At 66.5% G+C, this 21,800-nt stretch carries 17 protein-coding genes and 1 riboswitch; of the genes, 4 read left to right on the top strand and 13 right to left on the bottom strand.

Annotation, left to right across the window (positions count from 1 at the left end; translation table 11 throughout):
• Nucleotides 1-2 precede the first annotated feature (2 nt).
• Nucleotides 3-548, bottom strand: a complete 546-nt coding sequence (locus AAIL68_RS07890) for a hypothetical protein (protein ID WP_347139174.1) — start codon at nucleotides 546-548, stop codon at nucleotides 3-5.
• A gap of 68 nt (nucleotides 549-616) precedes the next feature.
• Here AAIL68_RS07890 and AAIL68_RS07885 point away from each other — a divergent pair, with 68 nt between their 5' ends.
• On the top strand, nucleotides 617-1,396 hold the full coding sequence (locus AAIL68_RS07885) for an SDR family oxidoreductase (RefSeq protein WP_347139172.1): 780 nt from the start codon (nucleotides 617-619) through the stop codon (nucleotides 1,394-1,396).
• 10 nt (nucleotides 1,397-1,406) lie between these two features.
• On the opposite strand, the gene AAIL68_RS07880 is transcribed toward AAIL68_RS07885, so the two are convergent.
• Nucleotides 1,407-3,092: a glycosyl transferase family 90 gene (locus AAIL68_RS07880; protein WP_347139171.1), complete on the bottom strand. Its 1,686-nt coding sequence runs from the start codon at nucleotides 3,090-3,092 to the stop codon at nucleotides 1,407-1,409.
• 118 nt (nucleotides 3,093-3,210) lie between these two features.
• Nucleotides 3,211-3,300, top strand: a riboswitch (glycine riboswitch).
• Between the two features lie 141 nt (nucleotides 3,301-3,441).
• On the opposite strand from AAIL68_RS07880, the gene gcvT reads away from it, so the two are divergent.
• From gcvT to gcvP, 3 genes are all read left to right on the top strand, one after another.
• Nucleotides 3,442-4,566: a glycine cleavage system aminomethyltransferase GcvT gene (gene gcvT, locus AAIL68_RS07875; protein WP_347139170.1), complete on the top strand. Its 1,125-nt coding sequence runs from the start codon at nucleotides 3,442-3,444 to the stop codon at nucleotides 4,564-4,566.
• 7 nt (nucleotides 4,567-4,573) lie between these two features.
• Nucleotides 4,574-4,933 carry a glycine cleavage system protein GcvH gene (gene gcvH / locus AAIL68_RS07870; RefSeq protein WP_347139169.1) on the top strand — a complete coding sequence of 120 codons (360 nt, stop codon included), beginning with the start codon at nucleotides 4,574-4,576 and terminating at the stop codon, nucleotides 4,931-4,933.
• Between the two features lie 64 nt (nucleotides 4,934-4,997).
• On the top strand, nucleotides 4,998-7,835 hold the full coding sequence (gcvP, locus tag AAIL68_RS07865; protein WP_347139168.1) for an aminomethyl-transferring glycine dehydrogenase: 2,838 nt from the start codon (nucleotides 4,998-5,000) through the stop codon (nucleotides 7,833-7,835).
• 39 nt (nucleotides 7,836-7,874) lie between these two features.
• Here the strand turns inward: gcvP and argC are convergent, their stop codons facing one another.
• From argC to AAIL68_RS07810, 11 genes are all read right to left on the bottom strand, one after another.
• Nucleotides 7,875-8,786, bottom strand: a complete 912-nt coding sequence (argC, locus tag AAIL68_RS07860; RefSeq protein ID WP_347139166.1) for an N-acetyl-gamma-glutamyl-phosphate reductase — start codon at nucleotides 8,784-8,786, stop codon at nucleotides 7,875-7,877.
• Nucleotides 8,787-8,840: 54 nt separating this feature from the next.
• A complete protein-coding gene (locus AAIL68_RS07855) occupies nucleotides 8,841-9,170 on the bottom strand; it encodes a DUF779 domain-containing protein (RefSeq protein WP_103172560.1) in 330 nt (109 codons plus the stop codon).
• Nucleotides 9,167-10,225, bottom strand: coding sequence for a DNA topoisomerase IB (locus tag AAIL68_RS07850; protein WP_347139164.1), 1,059 nt, complete (start codon nucleotides 10,223-10,225; stop codon nucleotides 9,167-9,169). Before AAIL68_RS07850 ends, AAIL68_RS07855 begins: the two co-directional genes overlap by 4 nt.
• A 126-nt stretch (nucleotides 10,226-10,351) precedes the next feature.
• Nucleotides 10,352-11,878, bottom strand: a complete 1,527-nt coding sequence (gene adh, locus AAIL68_RS07845; RefSeq protein WP_347139163.1) for an aldehyde dehydrogenase — start codon at nucleotides 11,876-11,878, stop codon at nucleotides 10,352-10,354.
• A 129-nt stretch (nucleotides 11,879-12,007) separates the two neighbouring features.
• A complete protein-coding gene (locus tag AAIL68_RS07840; protein ID WP_347139162.1) occupies nucleotides 12,008-12,952 on the bottom strand; it encodes a GAF domain-containing protein in 945 nt (314 codons plus the stop codon).
• 68 nt (nucleotides 12,953-13,020) lie between these two features.
• Nucleotides 13,021-15,450 (bottom strand): membrane-bound PQQ-dependent dehydrogenase, glucose/quinate/shikimate family, encoded by a 2,430-nt coding sequence (locus AAIL68_RS07835; RefSeq protein ID WP_347139161.1) that lies wholly within the window; start codon nucleotides 15,448-15,450, stop codon nucleotides 13,021-13,023.
• A gap of 95 nt (nucleotides 15,451-15,545) precedes the next feature.
• Nucleotides 15,546-16,697, bottom strand: coding sequence for a sn-glycerol-3-phosphate ABC transporter ATP-binding protein UgpC (gene ugpC / locus AAIL68_RS07830; RefSeq protein WP_347139159.1), 1,152 nt, complete (start codon nucleotides 16,695-16,697; stop codon nucleotides 15,546-15,548).
• 20 nt (nucleotides 16,698-16,717) lie between these two features.
• On the bottom strand, nucleotides 16,718-18,253 hold the full coding sequence (locus AAIL68_RS07825; protein ID WP_347139158.1) for an alpha-amylase family glycosyl hydrolase: 1,536 nt from the start codon (nucleotides 18,251-18,253) through the stop codon (nucleotides 16,718-16,720).
• Between the two features lies 1 nt (nucleotide 18,254).
• Nucleotides 18,255-19,388: a carbohydrate ABC transporter permease gene (locus AAIL68_RS07820; RefSeq protein WP_347139157.1), complete on the bottom strand. Its 1,134-nt coding sequence runs from the start codon at nucleotides 19,386-19,388 to the stop codon at nucleotides 18,255-18,257.
• Complete coding sequence (locus AAIL68_RS07815) at nucleotides 19,388-20,383, bottom strand: sugar ABC transporter permease (RefSeq protein ID WP_347139155.1); 996 nt, start codon at nucleotides 20,381-20,383, stop codon at nucleotides 19,388-19,390. Before AAIL68_RS07815 ends, AAIL68_RS07820 begins: the two co-directional genes overlap by 1 nt.
• Before the next feature lie 56 nt (nucleotides 20,384-20,439).
• A complete protein-coding gene (locus AAIL68_RS07810) occupies nucleotides 20,440-21,699 on the bottom strand; it encodes an ABC transporter substrate-binding protein (RefSeq protein WP_347139253.1) in 1,260 nt (419 codons plus the stop codon).
• Nucleotides 21,700-21,800 lie beyond the last annotated feature (101 nt).

Raw genomic sequence — 21,800 nt, 5'->3', positions numbered from 1 at the left:
CGTCACTCCAGCGCCGCAGCCCAGTCCTCGACCGCATCGCCGCTGCCCAGTGCCGTCACCAGCCCGTTAACCATGAACGTGGGCGAGACATGGATGCCGTTCTGCCGCGCGTATTTCGTGTGCCGCTTGATCTCGGCCTCAAGCTCGGGAAAGGCGAAGGCTTCGGCCAAGGCCACGCCGCTGCAATCCTCCAGCCGGGCGATGATCTGGTTGGGCGTGGCGTCCATGTTCGGCCCCTTGCGGTGTTCCTCGAATTCGAAGGCCTCGCGGTGATCGGCCACCGCCTCCAGCACGCGCCGCGCGGTTTCGCGCCCGCCCTCCAGCATCGAGGCCGCCAGAACGCAGCGCGTTACCACCGGCGAAAACATGTGCCAAGGCTGCGATTGCATCCGCAGCTTCACCGTCACCCGGTCGCGCCCCGCCACGTCCAGGAAGGCGTCCAGCTTGCGGAACGCCTTGACCGAAAACGGACAGGTCGGCTCCAGGAACATCTCGAAGACCTGCGGTCCCCGGCCCCATTCCAGCGGATCGGCGCTGCGTCTGGTCATGACATGGCCCCTTTGGTTTGACATTCGCCCCTGCACGCGCATCCTGCGGCCAGCAACAGGAGATGGCAATGGATCTGGGCATCAGGGGAAAGCGCGGGCTGGTCTGCGCGGCGTCGAAGGGATTGGGCCGCGGCTGCGCCGAAGCCCTGGCCGAGGCGGGCGTCGATCTGGTCATCAACAGCCGGACCGAGTCCGAGATCACCCGCACCGCCAAGGAAATCGCCGCGAAATACGGCACCAGCGTCACTCCCGTCGCCGCCGACATCACCACCGATGCGGGCCGCGCCAAGGTGCTGGAAGCCCTGGGCCAGGCCGATATCCTGGTCACGAACGCGGGCGGTCCGCCGCCGGGCGACTGGCGGGACTGGAACCGTGACGATTTCATCCGCGCCATCGACGCCAACATGCTGTCGGCCATCGCGCTGATGCAGGCCCTGGTGCCCGGCATGATGGAACGCGGCTGGGGGCGGGTGGTCAACATCACCTCGCAATCGGTGCGCTCGCCCATTGCCGCCTTGGGCCTGTCGAACACGGCGCGGACCGGGCTGACCGGCTTTGTCGCGGGCATGTCGCGGCAGGTGGCGGGTCATGGGGTCGTCGTCAACAACCTCCTGCCCGGCATCCATGCGACCGACCGGGCCGTCAGCCTGGACAAGGGCGTGTCCGACAAGCAGGGCATCACCATGGACGAGGCGCGGCGCCAGCGGCAGGCGGGTATCCCCACCGGCACCTATGGCACGCCCGAGGATTTCGGCGCGACCTGCGCCTTCCTGTGCAGCCAGCAGGCGCGCTTCATCATCGGCCAGAACATCCTGCTGGATGGCGGCGCGCTGAACGCGACGCTCTAGGCAGATCTGGCTAGGCAGGCTGCCCGGTCGCCGCGCGATAATCGCGCAGGATGGCGGCAAGCTGGTCCCGGCGGGTCTGCGGATCGGCCAATACGGCGCACAGCGCGCGGGCGCGGGCGGACATCTGCTGGCAGGCATCGGGATGCGCGCGCGCCCAGGCCAGCCGTTCGGGCAGATCGTCCGCGCCTGCCTGCAGCGGAATATAGTGCTGCCAAGGCTGGAAGATCGCGCGGGCGAAGGTTTCCCAGCCGTCCTCCTCGAGCAGCACGACCGAGTTGCTGTTGACCAGCGGCAGCAGATCCTCGGCCCCTGCCGTCGCGCCGAGGCAGACCAGATAGCGGTGCGACAGCAGGAAATCGTCGCCCTTCCGCTCTGCTGTCAGATGCGTCAGCCCGGCCTTTTCAAGTGCCCTTTGTCCCCGTGCATCGGGCGTCAGGCCCGCATCGATATCGGGCGATCCCTGATGGCGCAGGGCAAAGGCCACGCGGGTGGCGGCACGCAGATCGGCCGTCGGCCCGCCCGCCAGAACATCCGCCACGGCCTGATGCGCCGCAAGGCGGGGCTGCCCGTCGGGGCCGGGCACATGCCCCGACAGGTCGCCGCGAAACACCGCCCGGTCCCGCTTTTCCGCGAAAGGCGGGTCGATGCGGTCGGGACGGCCCAGATGGCCGTCATTGCCCAGCCGGTGGATCCAGGGCATCGGCCACAGGAACACGTTGGCCGCCCCGGCGCGACAGCAGCAGGCCAGGACCGGTCGGCTCTGCGCTTCCATCAGGCCCGGCTGCATGTCGATCAGGTAGCTGCCATGGTCCGCCGCCTGGGCGATGTCGTTGGCGGTCGTGGCGATGCGCAGCAGGCGCGGCGCTCCGGGTTTGGCATGGAAGAACCCGTCCCGGCCGCGCCGCAGGGGCAGCACGGCGCCTTGGGCGTCGCGGACCTCGCCCCGGTCCAGATCGACCACGGATTGGCTGGAGCCGGTGGCGGGGCCTGCATCCGTGATCCTGGCCGGACAGGCGGCGCGGATGATCTCGGCGCTGACCTGGCGAGCCAGGGCGGCATCGGTCGTGGCCTGCGGGACGGTCAGCATCCGCGCCAGAGGGACCAGATACCCTTCCCGCCGCGACTTGACCCCCGCGCCGGGGCGGGGCGGGCAAAGGGGCAGGTCGAACCAGGGGGCCAGGGCGTCGCGGTAATCGCCGGGGGCGGCCTGGTCGATGTCGATCTCTACGAAGTCGGCGCGGCCCGCGAAATAGGCGCGGCAGCCCGCCACATGCGCCTCCCACTCGGCCGCCCAAAGGTTAGCCAGATCGGCGACCGCCACGCCCCGGATCCGGGCATAGGCGCGGGCATAGCTGCCGCCCCGGTGCATGTAGCGGCTGATGACCCAGTCCTCGACCCGGCGGGTGTTCAGCAGGAAGACCGAACCGGGATAGCTTTCGTCAAGAAAGCGGTATTCCTTGAAAGCCTCGACGATGGGCATGTTCAGGTAGCGCACCGATTCCATGTCGGTGAAGGCGACGGTTTTATCCGCCCAAGGCTGCAGGGGCCTGACGCCCGCCAGCTTCGACCAGGCGATATCCTCGGCCAAGGCGCCTTCCGCCCAGTGGACGGCCGGATAGCCGTTCATGTCGAACAGCTTGGCGATGAAGGTCGTGCCGCATTTGTTGTAGCCGATCTGGAAGAATTTTCGCGACACGTCCCGCCCCCGATGATGCGCGGATCCTGCGGCGCAGGGCGGGCGCTGTCAATCACATGGGCGCAGGGGGCTACGACAAAAGGCTTGCCTTGCTGGCGGCGCCCGGCTAGCTCTCATCCATCGGAATTCGGGAGAAGCCGGCCACGCGCCGGTGCCGAAGGAGCAGCCGCCCCGGCGAACTCTCAGGCAGAAGGACCGCTTTCCGCCAGAACTCTGGAGAGTGGCGCGACGCGCCCGCCGAAGGGATAACGATCTCAGGCGCCCGGTTCGGGCAGGGACAGAGGGGGCATCGTCACGGGGGCAACCCCGCCAACCGATGCCGGCTGTCCGGCTGATCAAAGGAGGCCGCATGGCCGAAGAACTGCGCCGGACCCCGCTCTATGACCTGCACGCCGCCCTTGGCGCCCGCATGGTGCCCTTCGCCGGATGGGAGATGCCGGTCCAGTACCCCATGGGCGTGATGGCCGAACATCTGCACACGCGCGCCCATGCCGGGCTGTTCGATGTCAGCCACATGGGCCAGGTTCTGGTCACGCCGCGCGACGGAAGGATGGAAACCGCTGCCCTTGCCCTGGAAAGCCTGATCCCCGCCGATGTGCTGGGCCTGGCGCAGGAGCGGCAGCGTTACGGTCTATTCACGAACGATGCGGGCGGGATCCTGGACGACCTGATGTTCGCCAATCGCGGCGATCACTTCCTGCTGGTGGTCAATGCCGGTTGCGCGGATCAGGACATCGCCCATCTGCGGACGCTGGAAGGGGTGGATGTCGTTCCGGTAGCCGACCGGGGGCTGCTGGCCCTGCAAGGCCCGCAGGCGGCCGAGGTTCTGGCCCGGCTGGTGTCCGCCGCTGCCGACATGCGCTTCATGGACAGCCAGATCCACGACTGGGAGGGGGTCGAACTGTGGATCTCTCGGTCGGGCTATACGGGCGAGGACGGGTTCGAGATCTCGGTGCCCTCTGCCGACCTGCGCCGCTTTGCCGAAAGCCTACTGGATCAGCCCGAGGTTGCGCCCATCGGACTTGGCGCCCGCGACAGCCTGCGGCTGGAGGCCGGGATGCCGCTTTACGGCCATGACATCGACGGCGGCGTGACACCTGCCCAAGCGGCGATTGGCTGGTCCATCCCCAAGGTCCGCCGGACGGGCGGCGCGCGGGCGGGCGGCTTTCCGGGGGCGGATGCGATCCTGGCGGAACTGGCCGATGGCGCGGCGGTAACGCGGCGCGGTCTGCGTCCCGATGGCCGCGCCCCGATCCGCGAGGGCGTCGCGATCTTCACTGAGCCCGAGGGGGGCGGAGCCATCGGCCATGTCTCCTCCGGCGGCTTCGGGCCATCGGTCGCCGGCCCCGTCGCCATGGCCCGCCTGCCCGCCGTCCTGCCCGACGGCGCGACCGTTTACGCCGAATTGCGCGGCAAGCGGATCCCTGTGGCCGTCACCCCCCTGCCCTTCATCACCCCGTCCTACAAACGCTGAGGATCCCATGCTGAAATACACCGAAGACCACGAATGGCTGCGCGCCGAGGGTGACGAGATCGTCGTCGGCATCACCGCCCATGCCAGCGAGCAACTGGGCGATGTCGTCTTTGTCGAACTGCCCGAGGAAGGCCGCGCCGTCGAGGCGGGCGAGGAAGTGGTGGTGATCGAATCGGTCAAGGCCGCCTCTGACATCTCGGCCCCGATTGCAGGCGTGATCACGGCGGTGAACAGCGCCCTGGCCGACGCGCCGGGCAGCGTGAACGACGATCCCTTGGCGGCCTGGTTCTTCCGCATCAAGCCGACTGAGGCGGGCGCGATCGGGGGTTTCATGGACGAGGCCGCCTATCAGGCGCTGATCGGATGATGTCGCCGGGGGCTGTCTGCCCCCGGACCCCCGAGGATATTTTCACACAGAAGATGTGGCGCGCATGACCCGCTGGACCCCGACCGACTACAACCCCGACGATTTCGCGAACCGCCGCCATATCGGCCCCTCGCCCACCGAGATGGAGGCGATGCTGAAGGTCGTGGGCGCCGACAGCCTGGAGGCACTGATCGACCAGACCGTGCCGCAGGCGATCCGGCAGGACACGGCCCTTGACTGGCCCGCGCTGTCGGAAGCCGCGCTTCTGGACCGGATGCGCGCGGTCGCGGCGAAGAACACCGTGATGATCAGCCTGATCGGCCAGGGCTATTACGGCACGGTGACGCCCCCCGCGATCCAGCGGAACATCCTGGAAAACCCGGCCTGGTACACCGCCTATACCCCCTATCAGCCCGAAATCGCCCAGGGCCGCCTGGAGGCGCTGCTGAATTTCCAGACCATGGTGGCCGACCTGACCGGACTGCCGGTGGCGAACGCCTCCCTGCTGGACGAGGCGACGGCGGCGGCCGAGGCGATGGCCATGGCGCGTCGGCAGTCGAAGTCGAAATCCGACGCCTTCTTCGTGGCCCATGACCTGCACCCTCAGACCATTGCCGTGATCGAGACGCGCGCCGCCCCCCTGGGCATCCGCATCGTCAAGGCCTCCATCGACGATCTGAAGGCGGATGAGGTCTTCGGGGCGATTTTCCAGTATCCCGGCACCTATGGCCATATCCGCGACCTGACGCCCGAGATTTCGGCGCTGCACAAGGCCGGTGCCCTGGCGGTAGTGGCGACCGACCTGCTGGCGCTGTGCCTGCTGAAGGCGCCCGGCGAGATGGGCGCGGACATCGCGGTCGGCTCGGCGCAGCGGTTCGGCGTGCCGATGGGCTATGGCGGGCCGCATGCCGGTTTCATGTCCTGCCGGGACGAGTTGAAGCGGGCCATGCCGGGGCGCATCGTCGGCGTTTCCATCGACGCCAAGGGCAACAAGGCCTATCGCCTGTCCCTGCAAACCCGCGAACAGCATATCCGGCGCGAGAAGGCTACGTCCAATGTCTGCACCGCGCAGGCGCTGCTGGCGGTGATGGCCTCCTTCTATGCGGTCTTCCACGGCCCCGTGGGCCTGCGCGCCATCGCGCAGCGGGTGCATCTGCATGCGGTCACCATTGCCGATGCCCTGCGCGCGGCGGGGGCCGAGGTCGCGCCCGAGGCCTTCTTCGACACGATCACCGTCAAGGTGGGCGTGGGCCAGCAAGGCATCATGGCCGCCGCCCGCCATCGCGGCATCAACCTGCGCAAGGTCGGCCGCGACCGCGTGGGCATCAGCGTCGATGAGACGACGGATGCGGGCGTGATCACAAGGCTGCTGGACGCCTTCGGCATCTCTGACGCCGCCGCCCCGGCCGAAGGTCCGGCCATTCCCGACGCCCTTCTGCGCGAAACCGATTACCTGACCCATCCGGTCTTCCACATGAACCGCGCCGAATCCGAGATGATGCGCTATATGCGTCGCTTGTCGGACCGCGACCTGGCGCTGGACCGGGCGATGATCCCGCTGGGCAGCTGCACCATGAAGCTGAACGCCGCGGCCGAGATGATGCCGATCACCTGGCCCGAATTCGGCGCGCTGCACCCCTTTGCCCCCGCCGATCAGGCGGCGGGCTATGCCGAGGCCATCGGCGACCTGACCGAAAAGCTGTGCCAGATCACCGGATACGACGCCTTTTCCATGCAGCCGAACAGCGGCGCGCAGGGGGAATACGCAGGGCTGCTGACCATCGCCGCCTATCACAAGTCGCGCGGCGAGGATCGGGATGTCTGCCTGATCCCCGTCAGCGCCCATGGCACCAACCCGGCATCCGCGCAGATGTGCGGCATGAAGGTGGTCGTGGTGAAATCCGCGCCCAATGGCGACATCGACCTTGAGGACTTCGCGGACAAAGCGGCGAAGGCTGGCGACAGGCTGGCGGCGGTGATGATTACCTATCCGTCCACGCATGGCGTCTTCGAGGATACCGTGCGCGAGGTTTGCGACATCACCCACAGGCATGGCGGCCAGGTCTATATCGACGGGGCCAACATGAACGCGCTTGTGGGCCTGGTGAAGCCGGGCGAGATCGGCGGCGACGTGAGCCACCTGAACCTGCACAAGACCTTCGCCATCCCGCATGGCGGCGGCGGTCCGGGCATGGGGCCGATCGGGGTCAAGGCGCATCTGGCGCCCTTCCTGCCCGGCGATCCGCGTGACGCGGACAGCGGCGCGGTCAGCGGGGCGCCCTATGGCAGCGCGTCGATCCTGCTGATCTCCTGGGCCTATTGCCTGATGATGGGCGGGGCGGGGCTGACCCAGGCCACGCGGGTGGCGATCCTGAACGCGAACTATATCGCGTCGCGTCTGGCCGGGGCCTATCCGATCCTGTTCATGGGCAACCGGGGGCGCGTGGCGCATGAATGCATCATCGACACGCGGCCCTTTGCCGAACACGGCATCACCGTGGACGACATCGCCAAACGGTTGATAGACAACGGTTTCCATGCGCCCACCATGAGCTGGCCCGTGGCGGGAACGCTGATGGTGGAGCCGACCGAATCCGAGACCAAGGCCGAGATCGACCGCTTCATCACCGCCCTGCTGGCGATCCGGGACGAGATCACGGAGGTGGCCGAGGGCCGCATCGAGGCCCACCAAAGCCCGCTGCGCCATGCGCCCCACACGGTCGAGGATCTGGTGGCCGAATGGGATCGCCCCTATTCGCGCGAACAGGGCTGCTTCCCGGCGGGCGCCTTCCGGGTGGACAAGTACTGGCCGCCGGTCGGCCGGGTTGACAACGCTTATGGCGACCGCAACCTGGTCTGCACCTGCCCGCCGCTTGAAAGCTATGCCGAGGCGGCAGAATGAAGCGGCTGGCACCGGCCCCGGCCGGTGCCGCCCCTGGCGTCAGAGGCTGGCCGCCTCGTCCACGCCCAGCATGATGTTGAGGTTCTGGACCGCCGCGCCGGACGCGCCCTTGCCCAGGTTGTCCAGCACCGCCACCACCGTCACGCAGCCGTTCTCCGCATCGCCCTGCACGGTGATGCGCAGGCGGTTGGTGTCGTTCAGATCCGTCGGCACGATCCGCGTGCCGCTTCCCGCCGCCACGTCGATGAAACGCTGCCCGGCATAATGGTCGGCAAGCGCCTGCGTCAGGCCCTCCAGCGTCCGCTGCGCGTTCAGGAACAGCGGCACCTGCACCGCCATGCCCTGCGCGAAATTGCCAACCGAAGGCGCGAAGATCGGCTGCCGGGACAGGCCCGCATGGGCCACGATTTCCGGGATATGCTTGTGCTGCTGGTTCAGGCCATAGACGAAATGGGCCGGGGCCTCGCCGCTGTCATATTCCGCGATCAGCGCCTTGCCGCCGCCGGTATAGCCGCTGACCGCGTTGATCGACAGCGCCTCGTCCGGCGCGATCAAGCCTGCGGCAACCAAGGGGGCGATGATGGCGATGGCGCCCGTGGAATAGCAGCCGGGATTGCTGACCCGCTTTGCCCCCGCGATCCGGTCGCGCGCCCCGGCATTCAGTTCGGGAAAGCCGAAAGCCCAGGCCGGGTCCACCCGATGCGCGGTCGAGGCGTCGATGATCCGCGTGTCCAGGTCGCGCGCCAGGTCCACCGCCTCGCGCGCGGCATCGTCGGGCAGGCAGAGGATCGCCACATCGGCCTGGGCAAAGGCCTCGCGCCGGGCACCCGCGTCCTTGCGGCGGTCGGGATCGATCTGGACCAGGCGGATGTCATCGCGCGGTGCCAGCCGCTCGCGGATCTGCAGGCCCGTGGTGCCTGCCTCGCCATCGATGAAAACGCTGTATGCCATGGTCCGATCCCCTTTCGCTCGGCGCGTTATAGGGGATGGTCCCGGTCCTGCCAATCAGATGCGGCAGATTTCCGACCGGGTGAGGAACCGCTTTTCCCGCCCGTTGTCCAGGCTGAACATGCCGCCGCGACCGGGCACCACGTCGATGATCAGGTCGGTATGCGCCCAGGCCTCGGCCTGGGAGGCGCTGATATAGAAGGGCGCGCCGCCGATCTCGCCCAGTTTCACGTCGCGTTCGCCCACCCGGAAATCGCCTTGCGGATAGCACATGGGGGACGACCCGTCGCAGCAGCCGCCGGACTGGTGGAACAGGACCGGGCCATGGTCGGCCACGATTTCGGCGATCAGGTCCAGGGCAGCGGGGGTGGCTGTGACCGTGCTCATGTCTTCAACCTTTGCTTCAGGAACTCCAGCACCTGCCTTTCCTCGGGGCGCAGGCCGGGTTGTTGCAGATCGTCCTCGATTTCCTCGCTCAATTCCAGCTTCAACTCGTCGGCCAGATAGGCGTCGATCACCTCAGGGTGGATATAGCATTTGCGGCAGATCGTGGGCGTGTTGCCAAGGCGGGCCGCGACGCGCTCGATCGCATCGCGGATGTTGCGCTTGGCCGCCGCCTGGCTGTCGAAGGCCTCGTATTCCATCAGCGCCAGCGCGGCCAGAACGGTGCCGGTCCAGGTGCGGAAATCCTTGGCGGTCACATCCTGACCGGAAATCTCGCGCAGATAGGCGTTCACCTCGGTCGAGGTGATCTTCTGCCGCTCGCCATCCTCGTCCAGATACTGGAACAGATGCTGGCCGGGAATGTCCTGAGCCGCGCGCACGATCCGAGCCACGCGGCGATCCTTCAGCCCCAGATCCCATTCCTTGCCGGACTTGCCCTTGAAGCGGAAGCGGACCTGGTTGCCGTCGATCTTCACATGGCGGTCACGCAGCGTGGTCAGCCCGTGGGACTTGTTCTGACGAGCGTAATCGGCGTTGCCCACGCGGATCATGGTGTTTTCCAGCAGATGCACCACGGTCGCCAGCACCTTTTCGGCGGGCATCCCGCGCCGCGACATGTCCTGGTCGACCCGTTCGCGGATCTGCGGCAGGGCATGGGCGAAGTCCAGCATGTGGTCGTATTTGGCGCTGTCGCGGACGGCGCGGAAATCGGGGTGGTAACGGTATTGCTTGCGCCCCTTGTCGTCGCGGCCGGTGGCCTGGATATGGCCGCGCGGATCGGGGCAGATCCAGACATCGGCATAGGCGGGCGGGATCGCGAGCGATGCCAGCCGCTGGCGTTCCGCCTTGTCGGTGATCGTCTTGCCATCGGGTCCGCGATAGCTGAAGCCCTTGCCGGACCTTTGCCGCGTGATCCCCGGCATGTCGTCGTTGACATAGACCAATCCTGCCTCTTTCGCGGCGTCGCGAGGGTCAGAGATGACGGCGTCCTTGGGCATGTACGAGAACCGGAAGCAGGATGCTTCCGGTTCAACGCCGCGCCCGACGGATGGTTGCGCCTGGAGGGAAGGTGAAGCGCCTGCGCAGGCGCGGTGGGCGGGCCGGGTCGTCCCGGCCCGTCCGTTTCAGAAGAAGCCCAGTTTCTTGGGCGAGTAGCTGACCAGCATGTTCTTGGTCTGCTGGTAATGGTCCAGCATCATCTTGTGGTTCTCGCGCCCGATGCCCGACTGCTTGTATCCGCCAAAGGCCGCATGGGCCGGATAGGCGTGATAGCAGTTGGTCCAGACCCGGCCCGCCTTGATCGCGCGGCCGAAGCGGTAGCAGGTATTGGCCTCGCGCGACCAGACGCCCGCGCCCAGGCCGTACAGCGTGTCGTTGGCGATCGACAGCGCCTCGTCCTGGTCCTTGAAGGTGGTCACGGACACAACCGGGCCGAAGATTTCCTCCTGGAAGATGCGCATCTTGTTGTTGCCGCGGAACACGGTGGGCTTGATGTAATAGCCGCTGGACAGTTCCCCGCCATGGTCGGCCGCCTCGCCGCCGATCAGAACCTCGGCCCCTTCCTTGCGGCCGATGTCGAAATAGGAGAGGATCTTTTCCTTCTGTTCCGACGATGCCTGGGCGCCCACCATCGTGGCACTGTCGCGCGGATCGCCCAGCTTGATCGCCTCGACGCGCTTGAGCGCGCGCTCCATGAAGCGGTCATAGATCGATTCCTGGATCAGCACGCGCGACGGGCAGGTGCAGACCTCGCCCTGGTTCAGCGCGAACATGGCAAAGCCTTCCAGGGCCTTGTCGAAGAAGTCGTCATCCTCGCGGACCACGTCCTCGAAGAAGATGTTGGGGGACTTGCCGCCCAGTTCCAGCGTGACCGGGATCAGGTTTTCCGACGCATATTGCATGATCAGCCGCCCGGTGGTGGTTTCCCCGGTGAAGGCGATCTTCGAGATGCGCGGGTTCGAGGCGAGCGGCTTACCGGCTTCCAGTCCGAAGCCGTTCACGACGTTCAGAACGCCCGGCGGCAGCAGGTCGGCGATCAGGTTCACGAAGACCATGATGCTGGCGGGCGTCTGTTCGGCCGGTTTCAGCACCACGCAGTTCCCGGCGGCAAGCGCGGGGGCCAGTTTCCACACCGCCATCAGCAGCGGGAAGTTCCAAGGAATGATCTGGCCCACGACGCCCAGGGGTTCGTGGAAGTGATAGGCGATGGTGTCGTGGTCGATCTCCGAAATCCCGCCTTCCTGCGCGCGCAGCACGCCCGCGAAGTACCGGAAGTGGTCGATGCCCAGCGGCAAGTCGGCGGCCATCGTCTCGCGGATCGGCTTGCCGTTGTCCCAGGTTTCCGCCGTGGCCAGCAGTTCCAGGTTCTGTTCCATCCGGTCGGCGATGCGCAGCAGCACCAGCGAGCGTTCGGCGGCCGAGGTCCGGCCCCACTTGTCCTTGGCGGCATGGGCCGCATCAAGGGCCGCTTCGATGTCGTCGGCGTTCGACCGGGCGATCTCGCCGATGGCGGCGCCGGTGATGGGGGTGGTGTTGGTGAAATACTTGCCCGATTTCGGCGCGGTCCACTGCCCACCGATGAAGTTGTCATAGCGCTTGGCAAAAGGCATCACGCCCACGCCGCGGAATTCGTGCGTCTGGTCGTTCGGCATATCTTCCTCCTCTGGGATCCGGCCCGAAGTCTCCCTTCTCCGGGTATGGGACGAAGCTTGCGGCCGGGCTGATTCGTTGCAACCGGCCTGCCCTGCCCCGGCACGGCTTGTGTCTCATCCATGAGACAGTCAGCTGGTTTTTTCGCCCAGACCCAGCCGGGCCATGCGGCGATACATGGTGGCGCGCCCGATCCCCAAAGCGCGCGCGGCGGCGGACACATTGCCGTCGGCCCGCGCCAGGGCCCGCGCCAGGGCGGCCCGTTCGCCCTTGTCGAAGCCGGTCAGGTTGTCCTCGCGCCCCAGCAGGTCGGCGGCGGGCCGGGGCCTGATCACGCCTTCGCGTTCCAGCCCCAGGGCCCGGCGCGCGGCGCGGGTCGCGCCGATGGCAAGGTCGTCCTTGTCCACGGCCAGCAGGACGGCGGCATCCGCGTTGTCGTCCGCCGCGACGATCCGCGTTCCGGGGAAGCTGGCACGGAAGAACACCGCCTCGATCGCGCGGGCGGTCTGCGCCACCTGGGCGCCGATCAGGCGGTTGTAGCGTTCGGTCTGGTCGGCCCGCGCGCTGCTGACATCCAGCGCCGCCAGCAGCCGCCCGTCCGGTCCCCAGATCGGCGCGTCCATGCAGGACATCGCCGTGTTGCGGGTGTGGAAATGTTCGTCGCGGTGGATCGTGACCTGCCGCCCCTCGGCCAGGCAGGTGCCGATGCCGTTGGTGCCTTGGGTCGCCTCGGACCAGTCGGCGCCCTGCCACAAGCCCCAGTCCCGGAACTGTTCGGCATCTGCGGCATTCACCCGCTGGTCCAGCACCACGCCATCCGCATCGGTCAGCAGGACGTTGCAGCCCGACAGCCCCACAAGGTTGAACAACTGGTCCAGTTGCGGCGAGGCCACGCGCAGGAAATGTTCCATCGCCTGGCGGCGGCGGGACAGTTCGTCAAAGGTCAGGCGCTCGGGGCGGCGCGCGTCGGACGGGTCAAGCCCGTGCTTCAGCATGGACCGCCGCCAGGACGCGGCAAGGGCCGAAGTCGCGGAATTCGACTGCGACTTCTGGGCGACGTAATCGGCATGGCGCATACCGGACAGGCTCCCTCCGTCAACGGTAGCGATGACTATAGCACGCGGGGACGCCGTTCGGCCAAGGACTAATTGGCCGCAGCGGCAGGCAGCCGCCAGGCCAGCACATGATCGCCCAGCCTGGTCCCGATGGAGCCGTGCCCGCCCGCCACCAGAACCACCATCTGGCGGCCCTGGCTGTCCAGATAGGTCATGGGCGTGGCCTGCCCGCCCGCAGGCAGGCGCCCGCGCCACAGTTCCCGGCCCGTCGTCAGGTCATAGGCGCGAAGATAATCGTCCACGGCGGCGGCCATGAAGACCACGCCCGACCCGGTGATGACCGGCCCGCCGATGCCCGGCATCCCCAGGGGCAGCGGGATCGGCACGGGGGTCATGTCCATGGTCGTGCCGTTGCGGTGCTTCCAGTGGATTTCCCCCGTGCGCAGGTCGGCGCCCGCGACAAAACCCCAGGGCGGCTGCTGGCAAGGCACGCCCAGGGGCGACAGGAACGGCCCCATTTCCACCGCGTAGGGCGCGCCGGTGTTGGAGTTCAGGCCCTGCTCGCCCGAATTGGTGGCGCGTCCCTGCGCCTGTTCCGCAGGCACCAGGCGCGAGGTGAAAGCCAGTTGCAGCGGCATCCCGAACATCACCTGTCGGCGGGGATCGACCGCGATGCCGCCCCAGTTGAAGACACCGAAATTGCCGGGATGAACCAGGGTGCCCTGCAGCGACGGCGGTGTATAGCGGCCTTCATAGCGCAGCTTGCGGAACTGGATCCGGCACAGCATCTGGTCGATCAGCGTGGCGCCCCACATCTGCGCTTCGGTCAGGGGTTCGGGCTCGAAGGACAGCGCGGACACCGGCTGGGTCGGGGCGGCGAAATCCTCGGGGATGGTGCCCTGGGGGGCGGGGCGTTCGGTGACGGGCAGGATCGGTTCGCCGGTTTCCCGGTTCAGGACATAGACATCGCCCTGCTTCGTGGGCACCACCAGGGCGGGCACCCGGCCGCCGGGCATGTCCAGATCCAGCAGCGTGGGCTGCGCGGGCGTGTCCATGTCCCACAGGTCATGGTGGACGAACTGTTGCACCCAGCGGGCCTGCCCGGTCGCGGCGTCCAGGGCCACCACGGAACTGGAATAGGTTTCCTCGGCCTCGTTGCGGAACATGCCCAGTTGGTCGGGCGTGCGGTTGCCCATCGGCACATAGACCAGCCCAAGCGCCGGATCCGCCGACAGGGGCGCCCAGCTGTTGGGCGAGGACGGGGTATAGGTCTGGTTCGGGTCGTTCACGTCGAAGGGCGCGGTGGCGTCTGGGTTGCCCGAATCCCAGTTCCACAGCAGCCGCCCGTCGCGCACGTCATAGGCCCGGATCACCCCCGAGGGAGAGTTGATGTCGTAGTTGTCGTTGACCGCGCCGCCTACCACCAGGGCATTGCCGACGATGACCGGGGGCGAGGTCGAATAATAGAACCCCGCCTGCTTGAAGGGCATGTTGTGGATCAGGTTCAGCACGCCATTGTCGGCGAAATCGGTGCAAAGCTGGCCGGTCTGCGGGTTCACCGCCAGCATATGCGCGTCCGAGGTCGGCATGAAGATGCGGTCCGTGCAGGGGCCCGAGGATTGCGTGTCCGCGCTGACGGCGGGGCTTTGCGGATGATCGGTCGCGGCGGGCAGCACGGCGGGCGCGGGGGCCGTGGCCGGGTCAGGAGTTGCGGCGGCTGCGGCAGTTGCGCCCCCCTCTCCGGGCCAATAGCTGACGCCCCGGCAGGTCTGGTGCTGGCGCTGGCTCAAGGGTTCGATGGCGGCCTTGTAGACCCAGCGCTCGGCCCCGGTATCCGCATCCAGCGCCACCAGCCAGTTGTGCGGCGTGCACAGATACAGGGTATTGCCGACCTTGATCGGGGTCGCCTGATAGGTCGTCTCGTCCGTGTCGCCGGGCTGGCGCATGTCGCCGGTCCGATAGGTCCAGGCGGTTTCCAGGCTGCCGACATTTTCCGCAGTGATCTGGTCCAGCGGAGAGAAGCGCTGCCCGAAATCGGTCCGGCCATAGGCCAGCCAGTCCTCGGGGCCGCCGGGCGGTCCCATGTCTGGGTCGGTATTGGCGATCTGGTCGGGAAGCGCGCCCTTGATCTCGTGCGGATCGGTGGCAAGGCTGCCCAGAAGGCCAAGGCCTGCGATCAGGGTCACGGCGAACAGGACGGTCCGGCCGGATCGGTCGCGGGGCACGCCGACGGGCAGCAGAAGCAGAAGCCCCAGGATCAGGAACATTCCCATCCGCGATGCCAGGGGCCACCAGTCATAGCCGGAATCAAGCCAGGACCAGACCGCCAGCGCGATCAGGAAACCCGCATAGATCCAGCGCGCCCAGGCATTCCGCGCGACCACCAGCACCGCCACAAGCAGCAGCACCGCGCCCGAAAAGGCGATGAACGGACTGCCGCCCAGGATCGCAAGATGGATGCCGCCCGCCAGCAGAACGGCGCCGACAAGGGCGAAAACCAGGGTGATGATGATGCGCATGTCCGTCCCCTTTCGAAGCTGAACGGGAAGCGGTGCCGATTGTTCCAGACAAAGACGACGGGCTGCCATCCGACGACCGGCGGCAGCCTTTGCCCTCAGGCGGGAAGAGGCGCCGCCGCGCCCGCCGATGCGCGCGGCTGGTAAGGCGGCAGATCGACGCCCTGGCGATACAGCAGCGACTGCCCGTCATGGAACAGGTGCAGCGCGGCGGGATCGGCGGTCAGGCGCACGGTCTTGCCGTTCAGGCCTGGATGGATGCCCGGCAGCTTGGCGATGACCGGAACGCCCTGGCCGCGCGTGCCGAAGTAAAGCAGCGTCACCTCGCCCAAGGCCTCGGTCAGATCGACCGTGCCCTCGAAGATCGCGGGGCCGGTCGTTTCGCGCATGTCCTCGGGGCGGATGCCGACGTTGACGCGCATTCCTTCATCGCCCGCGCGCGTGGGAACCGCCACAAGCGCGGTGCCGCCGCCGTCAAGCTGCACGGTGGTAACGGAACCAACGGCGGCGACGCGTCCGGGCAGCAGGTTCATGGCCGGGCTGCCGATGAACTGCGCCACGAATTCGTTGACCGGGCGTTCGTACAGCTCCAGCGGCGCGCCCACCTGCGCGATGCCGCCGCCCGCCAGAACGACGATGCGGTCGGCCAGCGTCATCGCCTCGGTCTGGTCATGGGTGACATAGATCATCGTGCGGTCGGGCATGGCGGCCTTCAGTTGTGCGATCTCGATGCGGGTGGCCACGCGCAGGGCGGCGTCGAGGTTCGACAAGGGTTCGTCGAACAGATAGACCTTGGGGTCGCGCACGATGGCCCGGCCGATGGCGACCCGCTGGCGCTGGCCACCCGACAGCGCCTTGGGCAGGCGGTCCAGATAGGGGGTCAGTTGCAGCATCCGCCCCGCGCGGTCGGTGGCCTCTTGCACCTCGGCCCGCGACTTGCCCGCGATCTTCAGCGCAAAGGCCATGTTGTCGCGCACCGTCATGTGGGGATAGAGCGCGTAGGACTGGAACACCATCGCGATGCCCCGCTGGCTGGGCGGGATGTCGTTCATCAGCACGCCGTCGATTTCCAGCGTGCCGCCGCTGATCCGTTCCAGCCCCGCGATCATCCGCAGCAGCGTGGATTTCCCGCAGCCCGAGGGGCCGACGAAGACGATGAATTCGCCCGAGGCGATGTCCAGGTCGATGTTTCGCAACACCTGCACCTCGCCATAGGATTTGGCGACATCCCTCAGTGTCAGATCGGCCATCGTCGTTCCCTTTGCAAACCCTAACCCTCGATGATCCTGACCTGCCAGGGGCGAAGGCCGCCTGCCTCCTCGTCCGACAGGTTGGCGCGAATCTCCAGTGTCTGCTGGCTGTCCGCGCGCCGGAAGGTCAGCACCGGGCCTTCGGTGTGCATGTCGGTCATGCTGCCGCCGCGCAGGGCCGAATGCTTGCGCCGCAGGCCGATAGCCCAGCGGTAATGGTGCAGCATGGATTGCGCATCGGCTTCCTGCGAAACCACGGTGCGTTGCAGATGGGTATGCGGCACCGGCAGCCAGGGCTTGACGACCGAAAAGCCGCCATTGACGCCCATGTCCCAGACCATCGGCGTCCGGCATCCGTCGCGGCCCTTGAATTCCGGCCAGAATTCCTTGCCATAGGGATCCTGCAAATCCTCGAAGGCGATATCGGCCTCGGGCAGGCCCAGTTCCTCGCCCTGATATAGGCAGACCGATCCTTTCAGGCACAGCAGCACTGTCGCATAGGCCTTGGCCGCAGGGTCGGAAAGATTCCAGCGGCTGATATGGCGCACGACATCGTGGTTCGACATGGCCCAGCAGGGCCAGGAATTGGGCGCGACCGAATGCATCTCGTCAAAGACTTCGCAGATCCGCCTGGCAGGCAGGTCCGTTCCCGACAGGAAGTCGAAGACATAGGACATCTGCATCCGGCCCGCGACGCCGGTATATTCCTCCAGCAGTTCCAGGGCGCGCTCGCTGTCGCCGATTTCCCCGATGACGGCGGCGCCATAGCGGCGCAGCAGCGTGGCGAAGCGTTCCAGGAAGGCGACATTCTCGGGCTGCGACTTGTCGTATTTATGGCTCTGGTGGTTATAGGGGTTCACCGCCGGGGCCGTGTCGGATTTGCGCAATTCCCTGGCCAGAGGCGGGTTGTCGCGCAGCTGGGCGTCGTGGAAGTAATAGTTCACGGTATCCAGCCGGAAGCCGTCCACACCCTTGTCCAGCCAGAACTTTGCCATGTCCAGCAATTCGTCCTGGACCTGCGGGTTGTGGAAATTCAGATCCGGCTGCGAAGCCAGGAAGTTGTGCAGGTAATATTGCTCGCGCCGCGCATCCCATTGCCAGGCGCTGCCGCCGAACATCGCCAGCCAGTTGGTGGGTGGCGTTCCGTCGGGCCTGGGATCGGCCCAGACATACCAGTCGGCCTTGGGATTGTCGCGACTGGCCCGGCTTTCGATGAACCACGGGTGCTGGTCCGAGGTATGCGACATTACAAGGTCAATCATCACCTTCAGGCCCAGTTCGTGCGCCCTTTCGATCAGGTAATCGAAATCCTCCATGTTTCCGAACAGCGGGTCGATGCCGCGATAATCGCAGACATCATAGCCAAAATCCTTCATGGGCGAGGTGAAGAAGGGCGAGATCCAGACCGCATCCACCCCCAATGAGGCGACATAAGGCAGGCGCTGCGTGATCCCCGGCAGATCGCCGATCCCGTCGCCCGTCGTGTCCTGAAAACTGCGCGGATAGATCTGATAGATCACCCCGCCCTTCCACCAGTCGATTTTCGCTTCCGTCAAGTCATCCACCTTTCACGGATCCGGCCAGCAGCCCGCGGACCAGATATTTCTGCATCGCAAAGAACACGACCAGCGGCACCGCGATGGAAATGAAGGCCGAGGTGGCGAGGATTTCCCATTCCCCGCCCTTCGACCCCATCAACTCGCGCAGGACGCCGGTCATGACCAGTTGCTCCCTTGTGTTGCCAAGGAAAACGGTCGCGACAAGCAGGTCGTTCCAGACCCACAGGAACTGAAAGATGGCAAAGCTGGCGAGTGCCGGAAAAGACAGCGGAAGAATGATCTTGCGGAAAATCTGGAATTCGGTGGCGCCGTCCACGCGGGCGGACTCAATGACCTCGCGCGGCAGGCCGACCATGTAGTTGCGAAGCAGGTAGATCGCCAAGGGCAGGCCGAAGCCGGTATGCGCGAGCCAGATCCCCAGGTATCCCTTGCCGATGCCCAGTTCGTTGTGCAGCCGCAGAAGCGGGATCAGCGCCACCTGCAGGGGCACGACCAGCAGGCCTACCACGGCGGCGGTCAGGATGGCGCGGCCCGGAAACTCCATCCAGGCCAAGGCATAGGCCGCGAAGGCCGCGATCAGGATCGGGATCACGGTCGCGGGGATGGTCACGGTCAGGGTGTTCATGAAGGCCCGACCCAAGCCTTCGGCGGACAGGACGCGGCCGTAGTTTTCCGTGGTCAGCCGGGCGGGCGCGCCGGTGGTGACGAAGATCCGTTCGCCCCGCCGCATCTCGAACGGCGTGGGCGAGGTCATGCGATAGGTGCCGTCATCCGCCACCGTCACCTGCCAGCCGTCGCCGATCTCGGCCGTCTCGCCCGGCTTGTAGGCCGCAGGTTCGCGGGCGCGGGTGCCCCAGCCGATCAGGGACTGGCCTTCGGCCAGGACATTGCCTTCGATCACATATTGCCCGTCCTGCCGGACCGCGTCGTCGCCCGTGCCGGTGCGCACGAAGCCCGTGGCCTCCTGCGCGGAAAAGGACTGCCACCAGCCCGAGGTCAGGATCTGTTCGCGGTCGCGGAAGGACGACACCAGCAGCCCCAGCGTCGGGATGGTCCACAGCAGGACCAGCAGGAAGGCGGCGATGTTGACCGCCCAGACGAGGCCCGATTTCTGCCCGGCCATCCCCTCCATCACCGCACCTCCCGCCGGGCGTTGACGATGTTCCAGATCATGATGGGCGTGACCAGGACCATCAGCACGATGGCAATGGCCGAGCCGCGCCCGTAATCGGGCGTGCCGCGAAACATCCAGTCATACATCAGGTTCGCCAAGACCTGCGTGCCCCATTGGCCGTTGGTCATGACAAACACGATGTCGAAGACCTTGAGGACGACGATGGTGATGGTGGTCCAGACCACGGCGATGGTGCCCATGATCTGCGGCACCTTGATCCTGAAGAACACCTGCCAGGGCGATGCGCCGTCCAGGATCGCGGCCTCGATGGTTTCTTCCGGGATGCCGCGCAGGGCGGCGGACAGGATCACCATCGCGAAGCCCGTCTGGATCCAGACCAGCACGATCATCAGGAAAAAGTTGTTCCAGGGGATCAGCGTCAGCCAAAGCTGCGGATCGCCGCCAAGCGCCTGCACGATGGCGTTCAGAAGCCCGATCTGGTTCTCGCCCGGCTCGCGGTATTCATAGATGAACTTCCAGATCACCCCCGCGCCCACAAAGCTGATCGCCATGGGCATGAAGATCAGCGACTTGCCGATATTGCCCCATTTCAGCCGGTCGGTCAGTTGCGCGGCGATCAGCCCGAACAGCGTGGAGAGCGCCGGTACCACCAGCAGCCAGACTAGGTTGTTGCGCATCGATTCGCGGAACTTGCCGTCGCCCATCAGCCAGGCATAGTTCGACCCGCCGACGAAATCCGTGCCGCGCGCGTCATGGACCGACCGCCACAGGCTGTCGAAGATCGGATAGACCAGGTACACGCCCAGGAACAGGATCGCAGGCCCCAGGAACAGCCAGGGCCGGATCTGGTTGGCCTTGCGGATGTTGTCGCCCGCATTCGGCCCGCGCGGGGGATAGATGCGGTCGAGGATCCAGTTCGATCCCCAGAACCAGGCCACGCAGCCGAAGACGCCGACCAGGATCGTGCCGAAGGCCAGCCAGAACAGTTCCATTCCGAAAACCTCCGGTCAGCAGGGGCGCGGCGGGCGGGCCGCCGCGCCGAAGGCGTTTATTTCAGCGTGGCCCAGGTCTGCTGGATGCGGTCGGCCACATCCTGCGCGGATGCGCCGCCCACGAAATCGACCATCCCCGTCCAGAAGGCGCCCGCGCCCACCGCGCCCGGCATCAGGTCCGACCCGTCGAAGCGGAAGGTGGTCGCGTCCAGAAGGATCTGGCCCATCTTGCGCTGCGTCTCGTCAGCATAGGCGTCCATGTTGACGCCGGTATAGGGCGTGGTGAAGCCCGATTGCGCCATCCACAGCTCATGCGCGGCGGGGGTCTTCAGGAACTCGATGAAGGCCATCGCCACGGGGTTGTCGGAAAAGACCCCGAACAGCGTGCCGCCGCCCAGGACCGGCTGGCCCAGGCTGCCATCGGCGGGGGCGGGGAAATAGAAGAAATCCGCATCCTCGCCGACCACGGTGCCTTCGGGGAAGAAGGACGGGATGAAGCTGGCCTGACGGTGCATGTAGCAGCCCGGCGGGCTTTCAAAGAGACCGGCGGGGCTTTCGCGGAAATCGTTGGACGCGACCGAGGCCGTGCCGCCCGCCACGAAATCGTCGTTCTTGGCGAACCAGCCGAATTCCTCGATGGCCTTGACGACCTTGGGATCGTTGAAGGGCAGCGCGTTGGTGGTCCAGGCGTCGTAATCCTCGGGCGTGTTCAGGCGCAGCATCAGATCCTCGACCCAGTCGGTCGCGGGCCAGCCGGTGGCGCCGCCCGAGGCCAGGCCGATGCACCAGGGGGTTTCCCCATCGGCGGCAATCTGTTCGGTCAGCGCCTTCAGATCCTCATAGGTTTCGGGGATCTCGTATCCCGCATCCTCGAAGTTCTCGGGCACATACCAGACCAGCGATTTCACGTCGGCCTTGTAGGGGAAGGCATAGAAATGCTGCGCTCCGTCCTGGCCCGCATAGGTGCCAAGCGCTGCCCAGCTTTCGCCCGCCGCGTAATTGTCGGTGACCCATTTGGCGGTATCGTCGCCCAGATCGCGCAGAAAGCCCTTGGCGGCCAGATCGGCGGCCAGTCCCGGCTGCGGCAGCACCGCGATGTCGGGGGGCGATCCGGCCTCGCTGTCGATAACGATCTGCTGTTCGAAGCTGGTCGAGCCGGAATAGTTGACGGTCGCGCCCGTCGCATCCTCGAAATAGGCGGCAATCGAGGTGAAGAGATCCTGGTCGGGCCCCATCCAGGGCGCCAGGATGGTGACGCTTTTTCCCTTCAGGTCGGCATGGGCGGCGCCGAAATCCTCCAGGCTTTTCCAGTTGATGCGGTCGTCGCTGTTCTTCTCGATAACCAGCTGCGCCTGCGCGCCCCCGGCCAGCAGCGCGGCCAGGGCCACGGTCGTGCAGAACGATGCTTTCACGTCTT

The sequence above is a fragment of the Paracoccus sp. SSK6 genome, from assembly GCF_039770665.1.
In the GTDB taxonomy this organism is placed as follows: Bacteria; Pseudomonadota; Alphaproteobacteria; order Rhodobacterales; family Rhodobacteraceae; genus Paracoccus.
This window is presented reverse-complemented; position numbering and strand designations above follow the sequence as displayed.